This is a genomic window from Gilvimarinus sp. 2_MG-2023 (assembly GCF_030547685.1).
In the GTDB taxonomy this organism is placed as follows: Bacteria; Pseudomonadota; Gammaproteobacteria; order Pseudomonadales; family Cellvibrionaceae; genus Gilvimarinus.
Map to the genome: position 1 here is coordinate 196,770 of NZ_JAUOQM010000018.1, position 17,344 is coordinate 214,113.

At 48.0% G+C, this 17,344-nt stretch carries 14 protein-coding genes and 2 tRNA genes; 11 read left to right on the forward strand and 5 right to left on the reverse strand.

The genetic code is table 11. The features are described from left to right. Positions 1 to 471 precede the first annotated feature (471 nt). Positions 472 to 1,902, forward strand: coding sequence for a polysaccharide lyase family 7 protein (locus Q4526_RS03770; protein WP_215975555.1), 1,431 nt, complete (start codon positions 472 to 474; stop codon positions 1,900 to 1,902). Positions 1,903 to 1,999: 97 nt separating this feature from the next. Here the strand turns inward: Q4526_RS03770 and Q4526_RS03775 are convergent, their stop codons facing one another. After that, positions 2,000 to 2,503 carry a lactoylglutathione lyase family protein gene (locus Q4526_RS03775; protein ID WP_215975556.1) on the reverse strand — a complete coding sequence of 168 codons (504 nt, stop codon included), beginning with the start codon at positions 2,501 to 2,503 and terminating at the stop codon, positions 2,000 to 2,002. Positions 2,504 to 2,597: 94 nt separating this feature from the next. Here Q4526_RS03775 and Q4526_RS03780 point away from each other — a divergent pair, with 94 nt between their 5' ends. From Q4526_RS03780 to Q4526_RS03800, 5 genes are all read left to right on the forward strand, one after another. Then, positions 2,598 to 3,467 (forward strand): LysR family transcriptional regulator, encoded by an 870-nt coding sequence (locus tag Q4526_RS03780; RefSeq protein WP_215975557.1) that lies wholly within the window; start codon positions 2,598 to 2,600, stop codon positions 3,465 to 3,467. Positions 3,468 to 3,811: 344 nt separating this feature from the next. Continuing rightward, positions 3,812 to 4,315 (forward strand): DUF2059 domain-containing protein, encoded by a 504-nt coding sequence (locus Q4526_RS03785; RefSeq protein ID WP_215975558.1) that lies wholly within the window; start codon positions 3,812 to 3,814, stop codon positions 4,313 to 4,315. Between the two features lie 247 nt (positions 4,316 to 4,562). Continuing rightward, positions 4,563 to 5,168 (forward strand): CDP-diacylglycerol--glycerol-3-phosphate 3-phosphatidyltransferase, encoded by a 606-nt coding sequence (pgsA, locus tag Q4526_RS03790; RefSeq protein ID WP_215975559.1) that lies wholly within the window; start codon positions 4,563 to 4,565, stop codon positions 5,166 to 5,168. A gap of 145 nt (positions 5,169 to 5,313) precedes the next feature. Next, positions 5,314 to 5,387: transfer RNA gene (locus tag Q4526_RS03795), tRNA-Cys, on the forward strand. A 53-nt stretch (positions 5,388 to 5,440) separates the two neighbouring features. Beyond that, positions 5,441 to 5,529: transfer RNA gene (locus Q4526_RS03800), tRNA-Leu, on the forward strand. Between the two features lie 309 nt (positions 5,530 to 5,838). On the opposite strand, the gene Q4526_RS03805 is transcribed toward Q4526_RS03800, so the two are convergent. After that, positions 5,839 to 6,204, reverse strand: a complete 366-nt coding sequence (locus Q4526_RS03805) for a SirB2 family protein (RefSeq protein WP_215975560.1) — start codon at positions 6,202 to 6,204, stop codon at positions 5,839 to 5,841. A gap of 207 nt (positions 6,205 to 6,411) precedes the next feature. On the opposite strand from Q4526_RS03805, the gene Q4526_RS03810 reads away from it, so the two are divergent. Beyond that, complete coding sequence (locus Q4526_RS03810) at positions 6,412 to 6,609, forward strand: hypothetical protein (RefSeq protein ID WP_215975561.1); 198 nt, start codon at positions 6,412 to 6,414, stop codon at positions 6,607 to 6,609. A gap of 68 nt (positions 6,610 to 6,677) precedes the next feature. Here the strand turns inward: Q4526_RS03810 and Q4526_RS03815 are convergent, their stop codons facing one another. From Q4526_RS03815 to Q4526_RS03825, 3 genes are all read right to left on the reverse strand, one after another. Beyond that, the gene (locus Q4526_RS03815; protein WP_303603196.1) at positions 6,678 to 7,976 is read right to left on the reverse strand and encodes a PAS domain-containing methyl-accepting chemotaxis protein; all 1,299 of its coding nucleotides are present in this window, start codon (positions 7,974 to 7,976) and stop codon (positions 6,678 to 6,680) included. A gap of 233 nt (positions 7,977 to 8,209) precedes the next feature. Beyond that, complete coding sequence (gdhA, locus tag Q4526_RS03820; protein ID WP_215975562.1) at positions 8,210 to 9,562, reverse strand: NADP-specific glutamate dehydrogenase; 1,353 nt, start codon at positions 9,560 to 9,562, stop codon at positions 8,210 to 8,212. 372 nt (positions 9,563 to 9,934) lie between these two features. Continuing rightward, a complete protein-coding gene (locus Q4526_RS03825) occupies positions 9,935 to 11,530 on the reverse strand; it encodes an ABC-F family ATPase (RefSeq protein ID WP_215975563.1) in 1,596 nt (531 codons plus the stop codon). Positions 11,531 to 12,664: 1,134 nt separating this feature from the next. On the opposite strand from Q4526_RS03825, the gene Q4526_RS03830 reads away from it, so the two are divergent. From Q4526_RS03830 to Q4526_RS03845, 4 genes are all read left to right on the forward strand, one after another. Beyond that, a complete protein-coding gene (locus tag Q4526_RS03830) occupies positions 12,665 to 13,471 on the forward strand; it encodes a LuxR C-terminal-related transcriptional regulator (RefSeq protein WP_215975564.1) in 807 nt (268 codons plus the stop codon). 240 nt (positions 13,472 to 13,711) lie between these two features. Then, positions 13,712 to 14,113, forward strand: coding sequence for a collagen-like protein (locus tag Q4526_RS03835; RefSeq protein ID WP_215975565.1), 402 nt, complete (start codon positions 13,712 to 13,714; stop codon positions 14,111 to 14,113). Beyond that, entirely contained in the window at positions 14,110 to 15,363 is a 1,254-nt protein-coding gene (locus Q4526_RS03840; RefSeq protein WP_215975566.1) for a collagen-like protein, read from the forward strand. The genes Q4526_RS03835 and Q4526_RS03840 overlap by 4 nt, the downstream gene beginning before the upstream one ends. Before the next feature lies 1 nt (position 15,364). Continuing rightward, a complete protein-coding gene (locus Q4526_RS03845; protein WP_215975567.1) occupies positions 15,365 to 17,281 on the forward strand; it encodes a hypothetical protein in 1,917 nt (638 codons plus the stop codon). Positions 17,282 to 17,344 lie beyond the last annotated feature (63 nt).

Here is a 17,344-nt window from a genome sequence, read left to right on the forward strand (position 1 = left end):
AGTCTTTCTGCTAATTTTCGCGCCACAAAGACTACCGGTTAACAGTGCGCAACGGAAATAACAATAAGTAATATTAATTAAAGCTAACACAATAATTAATACGGCCATAGTTTCAGTTTTATGCACAGTGATATTCAATGCTGAAAAAGCTCGTTCGAAGCGGTATTGGAGAAAGCGACAGTAAGCGTCTTTAAACCCCCCAACTGCAGACACACTGCGTAGCAAGTGATTGGCAGAGTGACCACGTGTCTAACACGTTAAAAGTCCAACCTTTGGCGCATGAACACACGGTTTCAATATTGGTTGACAATTTGGTAGGGGGCTGTACACTAATCTGACTATGCGTATCAGTTCACCGCTGTGTGAATGTTAAACAATAATTAGAGTGATGATAGCGGGTACCTTCCTGCTGTTGAGATATTCAAAGCTGTCGATAGCCCCCTGTTCCGGGTTTTACCCCTAGGAGTACCCATGTTTCGATGTAACCCCCTAATATTAGTCCTTCCACTTGTCGCGGCAGTATGTGCCGGCTGTGGTTCATCCAGCTCCAGCAGTTCTACCACTATTCCAGGCTCATCCTCTTCCAGTTCGTCTGTGGCTCCGACGGCATGTACAGGCACCGAGTCTTTGGTGATTGTTGAGGCCACGGATGATGGCAGTAACGACGGTCACGGGCCGGCTAATGTTCTGGATGGAAGTTTGAACAGTGATTCACGCTGGTCGTCTGAAGGCGATGACAAAGCCTTAGTGTTGGATTTGGGTACACTGGCCAATATTGCCGAGGTGAAAACCGCTTGGTTAAGCGCCGATGAGCGCACCGCTTTTTATACCATTGAAGCGTCTACTGACAACAACAACTGGGTCACCTTGGTTGCTAGCGGCCAGTCGCAGGGAACCGAGGGTTTCTACGCGGACACTTTTGATCGACTGGACGCTCAATATGTGCGCATTATTGGACAAGGGAATTCCGTCAATCTTTGGAACAGTTTACTAGAAGTTGAAGTGCACGGCTGTGGTGGTTTAGATGAGCAGCCAACCATACCCAATGGCCCGCCAGCACTTAGTGAGTTAGATCCTAATCAGCCCCCTTCTGAGAATTTTGATTTGTCGCGCTGGTATATCAGTATCCCTACGGATGAAGACGGCAATGGCCGCGCCGATAATATTAAAGAAGATGATTTAAACGATGGTTATGAACAGCCCGATTATTTTTACACCGGTGCAGACGGTGGCATGGTGTTCCGTGTGGGGCCAACAGGTTTTAAAACTTCAACCAACACCAGCTATACCCGAGTGGAGCTGCGGGAAATGTTGCGCGCCGGTAACACGAGTATCGACACTCAAGGCGTAAACGCCAATAACTGGGTGTTCGGCAGTGCGCCCGCCGAAGACCTGGCCGCCGCCGGGGGTGTTGATGGCAACATGCGGGCAACCTTGGCCGTAAACCGAGTATCAACCACCGGGGAAGCCTACCAGATTGGACGGGTGATCATTGGCCAGATTCATGCCAATGACGATGAGCCCGTGCGGCTTTACTACCGCAAGTTGCCCAGTAATGATAAGGGTTCTATTTACCTGGCCCATGAAATCCAAGGCGGCGACGACACTTGGTACGACATGATCGGCGGGCGCTCCAATATTGAATTTAACCCAGAAGATGGGATTGCGCTGGACGAGGTGTTCAGCTACGAAATCAATGTTGAGGGCAACGAGCTGACCGTGTTTATTTATCGGGAAGGCAAGCCTACCGTAAAACAGGTGGTGGACATGAGTAGCAGTGGTTACGATCAGGGCGGGCAGTATATGTATTTTAAAGCCGGCGCCTATAATCAAAATAATACCGCTGATGAAGAGGACTATACTCAGGCCACTTTCTATGCACTTGAGCACTCCCATGACTAAATAGTGACTTGCGTGGTCACGAAAAACCAGCGCGGCGTAAAGCTTCGCTGGTTTTTTTGTGCCTACGGGGTTGGTTGTTAAGCCGGACGCAGACGGCTTATCCGTACGCACCCGCGCTGTATACTAGCTCGTAGCTGTGGCTGTATATTTCTAAAATATTGCCGAACGGGTCTTCCATATAAATCATACGGTAGGGCTTTTCACCCGGGTAATAATAGCGAGGCTCGGCCATGCGTTTTTTACCCCCTGCAGCCACAATCTTCTCCGCAAGTTCTTCAACATTGGGGTCTTGTACACAAAAGTGAAAAATCCCCGTTTTCCAATATTCAAAATTATCCTCGGGATTTTGCTGGTTATTAAACTGAAAAATCTCGACACCTATACGGTCACCCGTCGATAAGTGAGCAATTTTAAATCCTCCCCAGCCGGCCCCAAATACATCCGTACACATAGCGCCAATGGCACTTGTGTCTTCTTCAATTTCGGTGGAAGGCATAATTAAATACCAGCCCATAACCTCGGTGTAAAACTCCACCGCTTTATTTACATCGGGCACTGAAATGCCAATATGAGAAAAACTTCTTGGGTAGGCGCTGCTCATGATGATTCCTCGTTTGCTGAAAGAGGAGCTAGGTTACAAGTTACAATAAATAACGTAAAATAATCATATGAAATAAATATGAGTACAATTTGTAATGATTAATACAGTGTGGCTACGTACCTTTTGTACTTTGGCGCAGGTGGGGCACTTTACTCAAACGGCGCACCGCTTACACATGACTCAGTCGGGTGTAAGCCAGCATATTGGCAAGTTAGAGGCTCAGTTAGAGGTGGCGTTAATACTGCGCCAAGGCAAAGGTTTTACGCTGTCAGAGGCAGGCAAGCGCCTGTACAGAGATGCCGGGGAAATCTTACAAGCGCTAGCAAACTTAGAAACGCAGATCGGGCAAGACCCTGCCTACGAAGGTGTAGTGCGCGTGATGTCACCAGGCAGTGTAGGGCTTAAGCTGTATCCTCAGATGTTATCGTTGCAAGCCGAGCACGCCAAACTGGTTATTGAATATCGCTTTGCCCCCAATGCCGACATTGAGCGTTCCGTAGCCGACGCTAGCGCTGATGTAGGGTTTATAACCCGCGAGTCTGCACACGCGGATATCAGCTGTGAACCCATAGCCACAGAGTCACTATTACTGGTTACACCTGCTGATTTTGATCAGCCTAGTTGGCAGGGGTTAAACACATTAGGGTTTATCGATCACCCCGATGGCAGCCATCATGCGCGATTATTACTGGGGGCCAATTACCCCGAGTTTGAGCACGCGGGATTAATACCTAAGCAGGGTTTCTCCAATCAAATAAGCATGATTTTAGAGCCCGTCAGTTTGGGGCTGGGCTTTACAGTGTTGCCAGCCCATGCGGTTGCGGCATTCGCTAGACCCGATGAAATTAAAATTCACCCCCTACCGGTTCCCGTGCTTGAGCCTTTGTACTTATGCGTGCCTCGCCATAGGTTATTGCCTAACAGTGTACAGACAGTGATTGCCGCCGCCAAAAAGTGGCTTTAGGGCGTAAATAGGCGGTAACGTAGGGTTATGATTATTGTGATAGGCGTGGTTGGGGTAAAATTTGTACTGCTTGCTATGCTTTTTTAAAGCCGCCGCATTAAAGAAGTGAGAAGTAAACTCGCTCCAGAGCAGGCCTTTATAGAGTCAATTTGATGCCAGTGGTGATGGCCGCCCCCAAAGTGTTATTCAACACACCTTTTAGTGCTTCGGTCGTTACCGATGAGCGTTGTTTTACCGGATATATGTTATGTTGGCCGCTGGCCCCTGCTATGCCATAAACAACCAGGGTGTTGATGGGGCCTGTGAAAGGGTAGGTTGGGTGGTAACAAATTAATGAGGGTTTTATGAAGAGCGTAATTGTATTGCTGTTGAGCATGGTGGTAAGCGTTGGTGCTATCGCAGAGGAAAGTAAGCGTGAGAGTGTGGAAGAGCTGCTGCGCGCTTCTAATGCGGATGCACTGGTTGATAATATTTATGTCCAGTTTGATCAAATGCTGAGCGGTATGAAAGCGCAGATGGGTATCAAACCCTCAGAGGAAGAGATTTTCGACAAGCATATGCAAAAAATTGTCGACCTAATGCGTGAAGAGATGAGCTGGGCAAAACTGAAAGAGCCCATGATTGATATTTATTTGGAGCATTACACCGAGCAAGAAGTGCAAGATATGCTGGCGTTTTATAGTTCCGAAACCGGTCAATCGATGGTGGCGAAAATGCCAGCTGTGATGAATGACTCGGTGCAGTTATCCCAAGGGATGATGCAGTCTTTTATGCCTAAAATTCAGCAATTAGGCCAAGACCTACAAACCGAACTAGAGGCGCACCGCGAGGCTGAACAGTCGCAATAACCCTATGGTTGTGCTCAATGCCATTGGTTGTTAAATAGACCGGTGGCATTGTCAGCTTTATCGGGCAGGTTTGGCAAACGCTGGGTGTTTATCGATTCTGGGCATGCTTGAGTTTTGTGTTTGAAATTTAGACAATAGGCAAAACTCTCATATACTTGATGTTTATAGCCCTAACTGGTGTATCATCCCGCTATACACAGTGATTTATACTCAATCACTCACTTAGGTTTAACAAGAAGTTCGCTGTATGACTCTGGCCAATCAACTGACACTGTTACGCATCGCCCTGATTCCTTTATTTGTGCTGGTGTTTTTCCTGCCTTTCAATGGCGCTCATTTTATTTCAGCACTTATATTCAGTGCTGCCGCCATCACTGACTGGGCCGATGGCTACGTCGCCCGCAAATATAACCAAAGCACTAAGCTTGGTGCCTTTCTCGACCCCGTAGCCGATAAGCTGATGGTGGTGATTGCGCTGGTTCTACTGGTAACTCTGCACCCAGAAGCTTGGTTTGCCGTTTGCGCACTGGTTATTGTCGGTCGCGAAATTGTCATTTCCGCGCTACGCGAATGGATGGCCGAGCTGGGGCAGCGCGCCAGTGTGGCGGTCTCTTATATTGGTAAGATTAAAACCACTTTACAGATGGTTGCCCTGATTGTGCTGTTGGCCGATTTTAACTGGCTCAACTGGGCCGGCTATATCGCCCTGGTGGCGGCTGCGGCCCTGACGCTCTGGTCAATGGTCTTATACCTTAAAGCCGCCGCGCCTTTCCTGATGGCGGATATGGGGGCAGAGCCGAGCCAGGCTCCAGAACAAGCTCAAGCGCCAGATGACAGCGATAGCCCGCAGTAAGCTCACGCTTGCCTGTGTGGTTTAATGCCAGAGACGAAAGTCTAACTGCTTAATAATCAGACAGTTAGGTTTGTGAAAACAATATTTTTTTATATTTAGAGGTAGGCAGGGCAGCCATTATGGGCTAGAATGCCGCCCTCTTAACGGCGCGATAGCAAAGCGGTTATGCACTGGATTGCAAATCCACGTAGCCCGGTTCGACTCCGGGTCGCGCCTCCACTTTCCTTACCCCATCGCGGGTAAAGAAGAAACAGCTAAACGCTGTACCCGTTGCCCGGGTGGTGGAATTGGTAGACACAGCAGACTTAAAATCTGCCGACCTTTATCGGTCGTGCCGGTTCAATTCCGGCTCCGGGCACCATTATTTTTTCTTCGCTCCAAGCTCCCAGTAAATTGAAACAAGCGGTATTTTTCGAACCAAGCCGTCATTGAACCGGTTCCCGGTACAATTGGCTCGCACGTACGTGTGCTCGGCCTTACAGGCCAGCGAAGCTGCCTAAATCTGTTCCGGACAGATTTTTCCGGCTCTGGGCGCTATTATTTCTTTTTTGATTATCTATTGTTGTGTTTCCGGCTAACATTTCGTCAGGTGGGGCAGAGTGGATCTAGTGTCCGCCTTAAACTCATTGGATGGAATATACATGGGTTTAAGGCGGTTATTGAGCGAGGGCTAGAAGCTTTTACTGAGTGCTAAATGCAAAATGCCGGCAATGCAGAGTAGGGCGCCGGCCGCCGCACCCCAGCGGATTGCTTTGGTTGAAGACTTCATCGCTACGATGCCGCAGCCAATATAGGCCACAACGAGTAGCAACTTGACTGTCAGCCAGTTTATGGGCCACAGAGGGTAGCCAACCAGGATGATTAAGCTGATACCGCTTAACAGAAGAGCCGTGTCGATGATATGTGGCGCAATATTGAAAGGCTTGGCATGGATAAAGCGAGCGTTACACTGGGTTGCGATAAATCGCAGAAAAAACAGCCCGATGGATAAAACAATCAGTAGCAGATGCGTATGCTTTAATGCCATATAGCCCATGGTGGGAGTGTCCTTTATTGTGGGTGGTCTGGCTGGAAGTTTATCACAGTCTTATTTCTCGCCGGGAAATCACCCTTGTCGAGTTGGTGTTCGTTGGCTATTCGCTATACGCCTTGTCGGGCGTTGTTGAGAGTGGAGTCAATGGCACTTTACAGTATTTCTGATAAGCTCAGTAGACTGTTTATTGCTTGAGCAAGTGGTGATGTGATGAAACGATTTTACCTGATTGGGTTTGTGGCGTTGTTCGGTTTACTGGGCAGTGGTTGCGAAAAGTCCGATCGCGATAACAATTCTCAAGGGGCGGGCACTGTGTTTGACGATCAAATTCAAGCCCATCAAACCGCTAAAGATTTGGAAAAGAGCCTCCTGGAGGCGGCTGAAAAACGAGCCGAGCAAATGCCCTAGAAAACCTGTGGGGCTCTTCTAGGGCGCCCGCCCGCAAGTGTTTAACGCCGGGCCTGGCAATAGCTAAATTATTGCTGCCCCAATTGGTTAACTACTTGGGCAAAGTTGGTAACCCCTTCCGCAATTTGCTCAACACCCTCGGACACCTGATTAATTCTATCCTGCCCTTGGGTGGAGATGGTGCTGACGTCTTCCATCTGTTGTTTAATTTGGTGGGTTAATTGGTGGTTCTCCCCAACGACCGTAGAAATTTCTTGCGTCGCCTCACTGGTGCGAGCCGCAAGTTGCCTAACTTCATCCGCTACCACCGCAAACCCTCGGCCCTGATCACCGGCCCGGGCCGCTTCAATAGCCGCATTAAGGGCCAATAGGTTGGTTTGTTCTGCAATCGCGCGAATGGTGGTGACAATCTCAGAGATGCTATCTGATTGAGTGCTGAGCTTATCGGTCAGGGAGGCGGCTTCATGGATTTGGCTGGCGACCTGGTTTGAGGTGCTGACCGCATCCCCCAGCAACTCTTTGGCGTGAGTGGTAATCTGCGAGGTTTCCTCCGATGTGCTGGACGCTGCCTCAACCGCGGCAAGAGCGGCCTGAATACGCTCGGTAATATCCGAGGCAAACTTAATGACTTTATATACTTTACCTTCGGCATTTTTCATAGGGTTGTAGGTGGCTTCTAGCCAAACACTCTCACCGGCCGAATTTATGCGCTCAAACTTACCCGAGTTAAAATGACCATTGGCCAGTTGCTGCCAAAAGTCTGGGTTTTGCCGATAAAAACTGTCGTGACAGAACATCCGGTGGTGCTTGCCCACGACCTGTTCTAGTTGATAACCCGTGGCGGCTAAGAAGTTACTGTTAGCGCTAAGTATGGTGCCGTCTGGGGTAAACTCGATCACTGCCAGTGAGCGGCTAATGGCGTCAAACATGGCGTTGCGATCTAGCAAGTCTATGTGGTGTTGGGTTACATCAGAGGCTATTTTGATAACCTTAGTAACTTTGCCGTTCTCCCGAACTGGAAAGTAATTTGACTCCAGCCAAAGCGCTTCACCATTTTTATCGATACGTTTGAAGGTGCCGTTCTGACTGATACCGGCGTTTAGATTGGCCCAGAAAGTGTGATACTCCCCGGAGCGGGCATAATCCTGCTCGCAAAATATCTTATGGTGTTTTCCTTTTATCTCATCGATAGAGTAGCCGACAAGGCTTAAAAATATCTCGTTAGCATCCAAAATATCCCCGCCCGGGGTGAACATAATATAACCAATGTGTGTGCGGATGGCGCTAATGTAAGAGCATAACTGACGATTTGTTGCTTCTAATTGGCGGTTTTCCGCCTCTAGCTCACGGTTTCTACCAAACATCATGAATCCTTCCTAGATAATGCGGTTTAATCAATTATCGACCAAAGTCTTGGTTTCTCAAGTTTTTATTGTGGTTTAACCGCGGGGGGGATGCTTGTCGAACGCAGCTCGATACGCCGTGCAGCCAAGGGGTAACGCCGAGGGGGAGTAAACGTATGCACAGTCGGGCGGGGCTCTTCCATGAGCATATTGCCGTGACTACGTTTGCAGTGGTGTGTTCTTGTTAGGGTTGTTGGCTAGACAACCCCTTGTTCAATCATAGCTTCGGCTACTCGCTTAAAGCCGGCTATATTGGCGCCAAGTACTAAATTATTCGGTTGTCCATATTCTTGCGCCGCATTACTTGCAGCGGTAAAGATATTTTTCATAATGGCTTTGAGTTGTTCGTCGACTTCTTCGAACGTCCAGTTGCGCATGCTGGCGTTTTGCGACATTTCTAGTTGACTGGTAGCGACGCCCCCAGCATTGGCGGCTTTACCCGGGCCGTAGGCAATTTGGGCTTTAATAAAAGCCTCAACGGCCGCTTGCGAAGATGGCATGTTTGCGCCTTCGCTGACTAACGTGCAACCGTTGGCCAATAGTACTTGCGCGTCCTCGCCAGTTAATTCGTTTTGGGTCGCACAAGGAAAAGCTGCATCGGCATTAAAGCGCCATACGGCGTGGCCATCTTCAGGGTATTCACCGCTGGGTGTGTAAATAGCATCGCTGTGAACTCTCATATATTCTTCAAGACTGAGCCGGCGAACCTCTTTGATATCTTTGATTAGTTCGAGGTCGATACCTTGCTCGTGGAAAATCGTTCCGCGAGAATCGGAGCAGGATACCGGGGTTGCCCCTAGTTCAAGCAATTTTTCGATGGCGTATATGGCGACATTGCCTGCGCCGGACACAAGGCACTTTTTCCCTTTTAGTGAGCTACCCTGTGCTTCGAGCATATACTGGGCAAAATACACAGTGCCGTAACCGGTGGCTTCTTTACGTGCTAGGGAGCCTCCCCACAATAAACTTTTACCGGTTAAGACTCCTTCATAGCGGCCGGTCAGGCGCTTGTACTGGCCAAACATATAACCAATTTCACGGGCGCCGACACCAATATCGCCAGCCGGTACATCGGTGGTGGGGCCGATATGGCGGTATAGCTCGTTCATATACGATTGGCAAAAGCGCATAATTTCGTTGTCGGAGCGACCTTTGGGGTCAAAGTTAGCGCCGCCCTTACCGCCGCCAATGGGTAGCCCGGTTAAGGCATTTTTAAAAATTTGCTCAAAGCCTAAAAATTTAATAATGCTTGCATTTACGCTAGGGTGAAACCGCAACCCACCTTTGTAAGGGCCAAGAGCCGAATTAAACTCAACACGGTAGCCCTTATTAACTTGCACATTGCCGTTGTCATCTACCCAGGGTACCCGAAACATAATTTGGCGCTCAGGCTCAACAATGCGTTGAATAATGGCGTGCTTCTGGTAGCGCTTACTGGTTTCCAGGAGTGGCTCGAGAGACTCTAAAACCTCTTCTACGGCTTGATAAAACTCGCATTGGGCCGGACTGGATTGCTTTAGGTCGGTAATGGTCTGATGTATATAAGTCATAAGCAAAGTTAAATTTTAGGGGGTAAGAAGCTGTTGTTGCAGCTGAGAAGGTAAAGCAGACGCACTGATTACAGGCGTTCGAATTTTTGTTTTAATATTATTTGCTTATTGTGCCCTACGGTGGTGCGAGAGGTCAAGATTGGTGCGTTTTGAGGGTGTGCATACTGCACTTGTTGGGCTGCAAACGTTGAAGGAGGGGGTGTTTCCGGCGGCGGTTGGTTGTAGGGGGCAGGTCGTATTTTGTGGCCGCCTATCATTACAATTCACGATTTAAAGCTGAGGCCAATCATTTTTTCTTATGATGGGCTAAGCGACGTAGCGCCGCTTAGCCATAACAGGCCGTGAGTTTAACAAACCGTCAATGTTAAAGCGTTAACCTTGTAGGCCTTTACTGGCCAAGTACTCGTCGTAAGTGCCCGAGAAGTCGATGATTTTATTATCGGTGATTTCTAAAATACGGGTGGCTACCGAGGAGACAAACTCGCGGTCATGGCTGACAAAAAGCAAAGTGCCGGCATAATTCTCAAGCGCCACGTTAAGCGACTCGATAGATTCCATATCCAAGTGGTTCGTGGGTTCATCCAGCAACATCACGTTGGGCTTTTGCAGAATTAGACGGCCAAAAATCATGCGGCCCTGCTCTCCACCGGAGATCACTTGCACGCGCTTATTAATATCGTCATTGCCAAACAGTAAGCGCCCTAAGGTGCCACGAATTAACTGCTCGTCACCATTAACCGGTTTAAACTGGCTCATCCATTCAAACAGCGTCTCGTTGTTGGCAAAGTCGCTGCTGTGGTCTTGCGCGTACTGACCCAGCTTAACGTTCTCGGACCACTTAACCGTGCCGCTGTCGGGGGTAAGCTCGCCCAATAGAGTGCGTAATAGGGTGGTTTTACCCGCGCCGTTCTCACCAATAATGGCAATGCGCTCGCCCACCTCAACCATTAAATCAAAAGGCTTAAACAGCGGGCCATCTTCAAAGCCTTTGGTCAGATCGTGCACCTCTAGCGCTAAGCGGTGCAGCTTTTTATCTTGCTCAAAGCGGATAAACGGATTCACCCGGCTAGAAGGTTTGATGTCTTCTAGCTGGATCTTGTCTATTTGCTTAGCGCGCGAAGTGGCCTGCTTAGCTTTAGAGGCATTGGCCGAAAAGCGGCTGACAAACGATTGCAGCTCGGCGATTTGGGTTTTCTTTTTGGCGTTGTCGGCGTGTTGACGGTCGCGCACGGCGGTGGCGGCGGTCATGTAATCGTCGTAGTTGCCGGGGTAGAGGCGAATCTCGCCGTAATCCACATCGGCCATATGGGTACACACGCTGTTTAAAAAATGACGGTCATGCGAGATGATTACCATGGTGCTGTTGCGCTGGTTAAGCGTCTCGCTTAGCCAGTGAATGGTGTGAATGTCCAGGTTGTTGGTCGGCTCATCCAGCAGCAGTACATCCGGGTCCGAGAACAGCGCTTGGGCCAGCAGCACCCGTAGCTTCCAACCGGGAGCGATCTCACTCATGGGGCCAAAATGTTGCTCGACACCAATGCCCAGGCCAATCAGCAGCTCGCCGGCACGCGATTCGGCAGTGTAGCCGTCCATCTCGGCAAACTCGGCCTCCAGGTCGCCCACACGAATACCGTCGGCTTCGCTCATCTCTGGCAAGCTGTAAATACGGTCACGCTCTTCTTTTACCGCCCACAGCTCGGCGTGGCCCATAATCACGGTATCCACCACTGAGTATTGTTCAAAGGCGAATTGATCCTGGCGCAGCTTACCGATGCGCTCACCGGGGTCGAGCGAAACGTTGCCGGCGCTCGGCACCAAATCGCCACCGAGGATTTTCATAAAGGTAGACTTGCCGCAGCCGTTGGCGCCAATTAAGCCGTAACGGTTGCCGTTACCGAATTTAACCGAAACGTCTTCAAATAACGGCTTGGCGCCGAATTGCATAGTGATATTGGCGGTAGTGAGCACGCGAGATCCTGTAGTGGGAGGGGTGTTTGTCGAGCACAGACGTTGTATTCGGTCGGTGCTCTTGCAAGAAGCGCGCGATTGTCCCAGAAGTGGGGGGATACATCAACGGTAAAGGTGTGAAGATGCAGCTAACGCCGGGTTTCACGATCATATCGGCCTTGAGCTGGTATTTAGGGGTGGCGCCGCCGGAGGCGTAAGCTTTTTATATGCCTGTATCGCCGGGCGTGGCGAGTTACTTTTCTTTGTCTGGGCAAATCAAAGTAACCAAAAGGTCGTTCCTGCGCACAGCCCAGGCTGCTCTCTCTTGCATCGCAATTCACCTTTTCCTACTTGCTTACCCCCTAAAATGAGCCTCCGATCGGCTCAGTCGTGCGGCACTTCGTAGCGATACTGGGTTGGTGGTTGCCTTTATCGCTATGGCATAATTCTACAGAAAACATAAGCACCGAGCGCGCATTTCAATGGTCAATTAATCTCGGACAAGGAGCTGTCAAAACTACTATTTTCTCTTTTTTATCAAACACGTTTGGTAATATCCTAGATCCACCTCTCTTGGAGATAGCTTGCCGTGGGTGCGCACAATTCAAGGCTGAACCCCAGCAATTTCATTTAGCGAGGAGGACATCCATTGTGTTGATGATTTATGCGGCATAAATTTGATCTGACCCCATTTATTTCATTTATCCTATTTCCGTTGCAAGGCTTTAACATATGATAAACATAGGTCGTGGTTTTGCAGTTAGCCGAAAACATTCTTCTGGTGAGTCTACATAGTTTGCACTTGAATAAGGCATCGTAATTTTTTACTCTCGCGACTTTATTGCTAAAGTCTGTTGTCGGCGGGACAAAACAGCTCATAAGTTGACAACTGGCAAGGGTCCTATGTGTCAAAAGAACCGGATGGCTTATTGGAGGGTTGTGCGGGTAGATCAATACTATTCGAGGTGGTTTGAATCAATCAAGGCAATGAGAATTAGCTGTAAATGGTGTTATGCTGAGCTCATGGCATTACTGATGAGATAAACCTGCGGCTTTAGCTCACAAGTTGTTATCTGGTTCCTGTTTATTGCTTCTAGCTTTAAATTAAGCGATTAGCTGCTTATATTAAAACGAACAACAAGAAATTAGCCTGCTATGAATTTATCAAATGCTGAGGTCAGGCAAGTTGCTGAGTTAATACGCAATCCCCCACATCAAACCTTTTTTACGTTGCAGGCCTATATGCAGCTGTTGTGCAGAGCGCTGAATGCTGATGCCGTTGGATGGCTAGCTGCATTTGGCGGTCGGTTTGGCCGTAGGGATGATCGTGAGCGTGAATTGCTAACCGATTGGAAGGTTATTGATATGACCTTTCTTGGCATGCAGCCGGCTGAAGCTCAAATGGCGAAGCGCGAGTATTTGAGCTTGTCAGATTTACTTGACGAAGTGGATCCGCTAACACAGTGGGCCTTGAGTACCACAGGGTGCGACAGGGTACATACAATGCAATGTTCATTGCTGAGCCGTGATGACGTCGATCATTGGTTTCCAGAGTTTTTTTTGCATAAAAACAATATCCAAGATCGTATGTTGGGCGTAATTTCGTTGGGTCCAAATTGTGAAAGCTATATGATAATAGACAGGAATAGGGGCAGTGCTAATTTTAGTGAGGCGGATCAACAACGATTGTTGTCTTTTAACGCATTAATGGCGAGGCTCCATTTTTGGCTTATGTTGGAGCGAGGCCTAACCCAGTGTGCCAATGGTGTATTGACACCCCGACAGCGTCAAATTGTTCATCTATTGTTGCAAGGGTTGCCGGAGCAGGCCATAGCTAAGCAGCTGAAGCTGAAGAGCACTACAGTTCATAACTATATAATTGATTTGTACAAGTTATACCGAGTAAACAGCCGCAGCGATTTGCTTCTCAAGTGGTTGAATACCCCCTATCTGACGCGTTAGCACCGTTACGTATTGATCAGGCCCGTAGGGCATAGCTGGCAGTGAAAGTATAAAAAAGGATTTTTTATATCACTGGTGGGTTTTGTTAGATATGGGCCGCATGTGTTTTTGTCTTCCATTACTGTTCTTTTTGCCGCTAGCCATATATCCATACCACTATATGGTAGAGGAGCATTTTTGGGCAGTTTAGTAATACGCCATATACTTACGTATTACACCTACCTGTCGGGGGACTTCACAATGAAACGGAAACTTCTAGGGCGTTACGGTGCCGCCCTGATATTGCTTTGTTTGCTATCTGGTAACACCTGGGCGGGTGAGGTGGAGTACCAGCAGTTGCTATCGAATTACCGCACACTGCATGCGTTAAGACTGTCTTTGGCCGAAATAAAACTAATAAGCGGACCAATGGGGCCACAAGGAGAGGTGGGTGAAAAAGGACTGCAAGGCTCACCGGGGGACCCGGGAGTTGGGTTTACTCAAGAGCAAGAAGATGAGCTGGGTGCCAAGCTTGATGCGAGCCGGGATCATATCACCGAGCTGCACGCTCGTATGGAACAGCTACGCCGAATGATCAGCACGACAGAAGTCTATATACAGGATTGGCATGATATTGCCGACCAGCTGGAGGCTCAAGAATGAAGCTACAATTGATAATGCTTTGTTCATTAATAGCCACTTTGGCGGCTTGCGGTGGGTCAGGTTCAGATAGCTCTGGCGCAGCGAATGAGTCTGTCACTAGCGACTCATCTTCGGTCTCCAGTGCCGCTTCTTCGGTCTCCAGTACTACTTCTTCGGTTTCCAGTACCGCTTCCTCACTAAGTAGCTCCAGTGCTGATCAAGAACCTTCGCCCTTCACGCACTATCAGACTTTGATACAGGAGGTTAATGACGCCGGAGGTATTTTGGTGGAAAATCATACAAACTCAAATGAGGTTGTTGAGCTTGTTGACCTTCAGGCGATAGTCGAGGCGTTGAACACCTTGGAGCAGGAGGTTACGGAAGACACGATCTTGAAGGATAGTGAAAGGGACCTATTATTCGATGAAATTTCACAGTATCGAGAAGGGCTAACCCAAGCAATTTTGCAAATAGAAATAAACAATCAACTAATTGCTGATAATGAACAACTTCAAATTCAACTCAATGAATTAAAACTGGTCAGTGCAGAAGCGGCACAGTTCGAGATTGAGTTGGCCACACTTGAACTGCTGCTTAATATTCTGGATGAGCAACATCAGCGAGTTGGTCCTGATGAAGAGAGTATTGATCGCTTACAAGATGAGTACGATAAATGGCAAGAGAAGCGTTTGGTATTGCAAGCTCAATATCAGGTTAATCACGACGTCTACGATTCATACTCCATTGCAGCCAAGTCCGGTACCGTCGCTCAGATTGAATTCGCCAAAACACTAAGTGAGCGGCAAGAAGAAATAAATAGGAACCTTGAAGAGTTTAATCAAAGCCTGCTAAATATAAAGAGTGTTCTCGATGCGATCATTACTCTGATTTCTCAGCTAGAAACGAAAATTTCGAACGCACAAATACAATGGAGCCGGCTGTTGAGCTATGTAGAAAGTAACAACTCTATAGAGCGAAGCCTTACCGAAAAAGTAAAGAATCTGACATTAGTTCCCGGCCCACAGGGCCCGCCAGGTGAGCGCGGTCCACGGGGTGAACAGGGCGAGAAAGGTGTAGAAGGTGACGGTCTGAATGACAATGATTTCAATACGCTGAATGCAATGATTGAGGGCGCCTTGTACAGGGAGTATTTGGGCGGCATAGATCCTTACGAATATTTTAATATGGGTGAAAAGTATATTTTTACCTTTGAGGAAAATTTAGGCAGGATCAATAAAACGCTCTACAATATGCACGTCGAGGAAAAGTAGCATGAGGTCATATCTGGTATTTTTTTTCCTGTCTTTATCTGTCGTTGCCTCTGCACAAACAGATCCGTGCGAGCAGGCTTCAGATAAAATAACTTGTATTGTAAGTAAAATTAAATATGAGAAGGGGGAAATTGAAGCTCTTTTAGAAAATCTAGATAAGCCAGGTCCGCAAGGGCCTCAGGGCCTTATGGGTGAGGTGGGTGAGGTGGGTGAGGTGGGAGATGACGGGGTACAAGGATTGTCACAAACGTTGTTCTATGGCTCAGTTGTAGAAAGGCATGATGAGTTGCTAGCGTTGATGGGTGATTCTTCTAACGAGGGTACTGTATTAGGTGATGAACTGTATGTTCGAAGAAAATTAGCGCCCATAAATAATGTGGGATCTACACTTGTATCTGAGTTTCAGCGAGCCAGGCTGAGAGTTTCCAATCACAATCGCAATCCCTCCGATGTTATTACTAAGTTGCCATATGGTGAGGTGACTGAAATCGATGGAATCACCTATTATATCTATGAGGGCTTGGCATTCCCTCGTGCGGATAACAGTAGTTCTGTTGTTGCCGGCCCATCAAGAGCGGGCTATTTTTTTAACGCCGAAAATGGTGATGTATTTCATGCTTGGGCGGAAACCTCTGGTTCAGGCGGTGATTTATTTGAAAATGTTTTTGTGGATCCTGTAGTAAATCCTGGTCAAAGTTACCCCGTAGAGCCACTTTGCAAGGCGCTACCTGGTATACCGGTTTGCTCGACCCGAATGGGGAGTCGGGTGTATTCGGATACTATTCTGCTGACCTATACGGATATCGATACGCCAATAGATGTTGACTTTGATGAATACCTTGATGAGCCTGAAGAGCTGCCGGGGCTGTACGATGTTCCTATTCGCGTTGTGAGCCTTAAGGATCATGCCAGTTACTTGTTAGGGGCGGAGCCAGAAAATCCGATATTTCAACGAGCGGTTAGCCGTACTCTGGATCTACTCGAAGAAGATGAACTGAAAATTATTGAGTCGTTGGACGAGGCGAGATCAAGCTTCGTGATTGATTATGCGGCGTACTCAGGCATTCCTGATTTTGCGGAGGAAGCTGCTAACATTGATACTTCCTTTACCAAATCTATCGAGCTTGTTCAGGTTTTGGCCCAGAACAACCCACACGCAAGAATAGTACTGGAAACACTGGCGCTCGAATCGCCGTTGATGCGCTATTTGCTGGTGTGTAATCTTATCGATATATACCTTGAATATCGTGATGGTTCGCTTTTTGGGTTAAGTGAAACGGAAATATACCATCTAGAATTGTTCGAAGATGGACTGGCTAGATTTGTACGCAGTTATACCGTTAAAATGCGGGACATATCTAAAAAATTGCTTGCTGCAGATATGAGGACAAGAGCTAGCTTACACAATGTTCTGGCGCTTCCGTTTGGGCCTTATGTAGATTCTGCGCGGGATCTGTTGTATGCAGATGCTGTGATTAAGCAGCCGCAGGTGTATAGGGAATTGTACGATGCATTATTTGTCAATGATGCTGATTTAGAGACAGTGGCGGTCATTTCTGCTGCGGTATCCACAACTACCGGTGTAAACCCGACATTACTTCTAGAGCAACAACTTGAAGGCACCATTCGGCGTGTGGTCGATAAAGCCATAAAGAAAGTTGCGGCTAAAGGTGCCAAGGTTTTGGTTAGAGTTCTGAAAGTCGGTGGCAATAGTAATGTTGTTGCCAAAATCATAACTACCTCCATAGAAATTGCTATTGAAGGCGGCTTACAAGCTAGCGAAAATTCCAAACAACGGGATGCTTTTTATGCCTTGATGGAGGCTGCGAGTCAGCTACCTGATTTTGACAGGTGGACCGATGAGGATATCGCTAATGCAGCACAAGACTGGCTAACCATTGGTATCGATGTCAATTAACAATTTTGAGTGGCCTCAGTCGCTGGGCGGACGAGAGAAATATTAATGGAGTCGGGCCTTACA

Coding starts and splice junctions, on each gene's coding strand:
- Q4526_RS03840 (WP_215975566.1), top strand. CDS start 14,110: ATGAAGCTACAATTGATAATGCTTTGTTCATTAATAGCCACTTTGGCG.
- Q4526_RS03810 (WP_215975561.1), top strand. CDS start 6,412: ATGAAACGATTTTACCTGATTGGGTTTGTGGCGTTGTTCGGTTTACTG.
- Q4526_RS03785 (WP_215975558.1), top strand. CDS start 3,812: ATGAAGAGCGTAATTGTATTGCTGTTGAGCATGGTGGTAAGCGTTGGT.
- gdhA (WP_215975562.1), bottom strand. CDS start 9,562: ATGACTTATATACATCAGACCATTACCGACCTAAAGCAATCCAGTCCG.
- Q4526_RS03830 (WP_215975564.1), top strand. CDS start 12,665: ATGAATTTATCAAATGCTGAGGTCAGGCAAGTTGCTGAGTTAATACGC.
- pgsA (WP_215975559.1), top strand. CDS start 4,563: ATGACTCTGGCCAATCAACTGACACTGTTACGCATCGCCCTGATTCCT.
- Q4526_RS03770 (WP_215975555.1), top strand. CDS start 472: ATGTTTCGATGTAACCCCCTAATATTAGTCCTTCCACTTGTCGCGGCA.
- Q4526_RS03815 (WP_303603196.1), bottom strand. CDS start 7,976: ATGATGTTTGGTAGAAACCGTGAGCTAGAGGCGGAAAACCGCCAATTA.
- Q4526_RS03780 (WP_215975557.1), top strand. CDS start 2,598: ATGATTAATACAGTGTGGCTACGTACCTTTTGTACTTTGGCGCAGGTG.
- Q4526_RS03775 (WP_215975556.1), bottom strand. CDS start 2,503: ATGAGCAGCGCCTACCCAAGAAGTTTTTCTCATATTGGCATTTCAGTG.
- Q4526_RS03835 (WP_215975565.1), top strand. CDS start 13,712: ATGAAACGGAAACTTCTAGGGCGTTACGGTGCCGCCCTGATATTGCTT.
- Q4526_RS03805 (WP_215975560.1), bottom strand. CDS start 6,204: ATGGGCTATATGGCATTAAAGCATACGCATCTGCTACTGATTGTTTTA.
- Q4526_RS03845 (WP_215975567.1), top strand. CDS start 15,365: ATGAGGTCATATCTGGTATTTTTTTTCCTGTCTTTATCTGTCGTTGCC.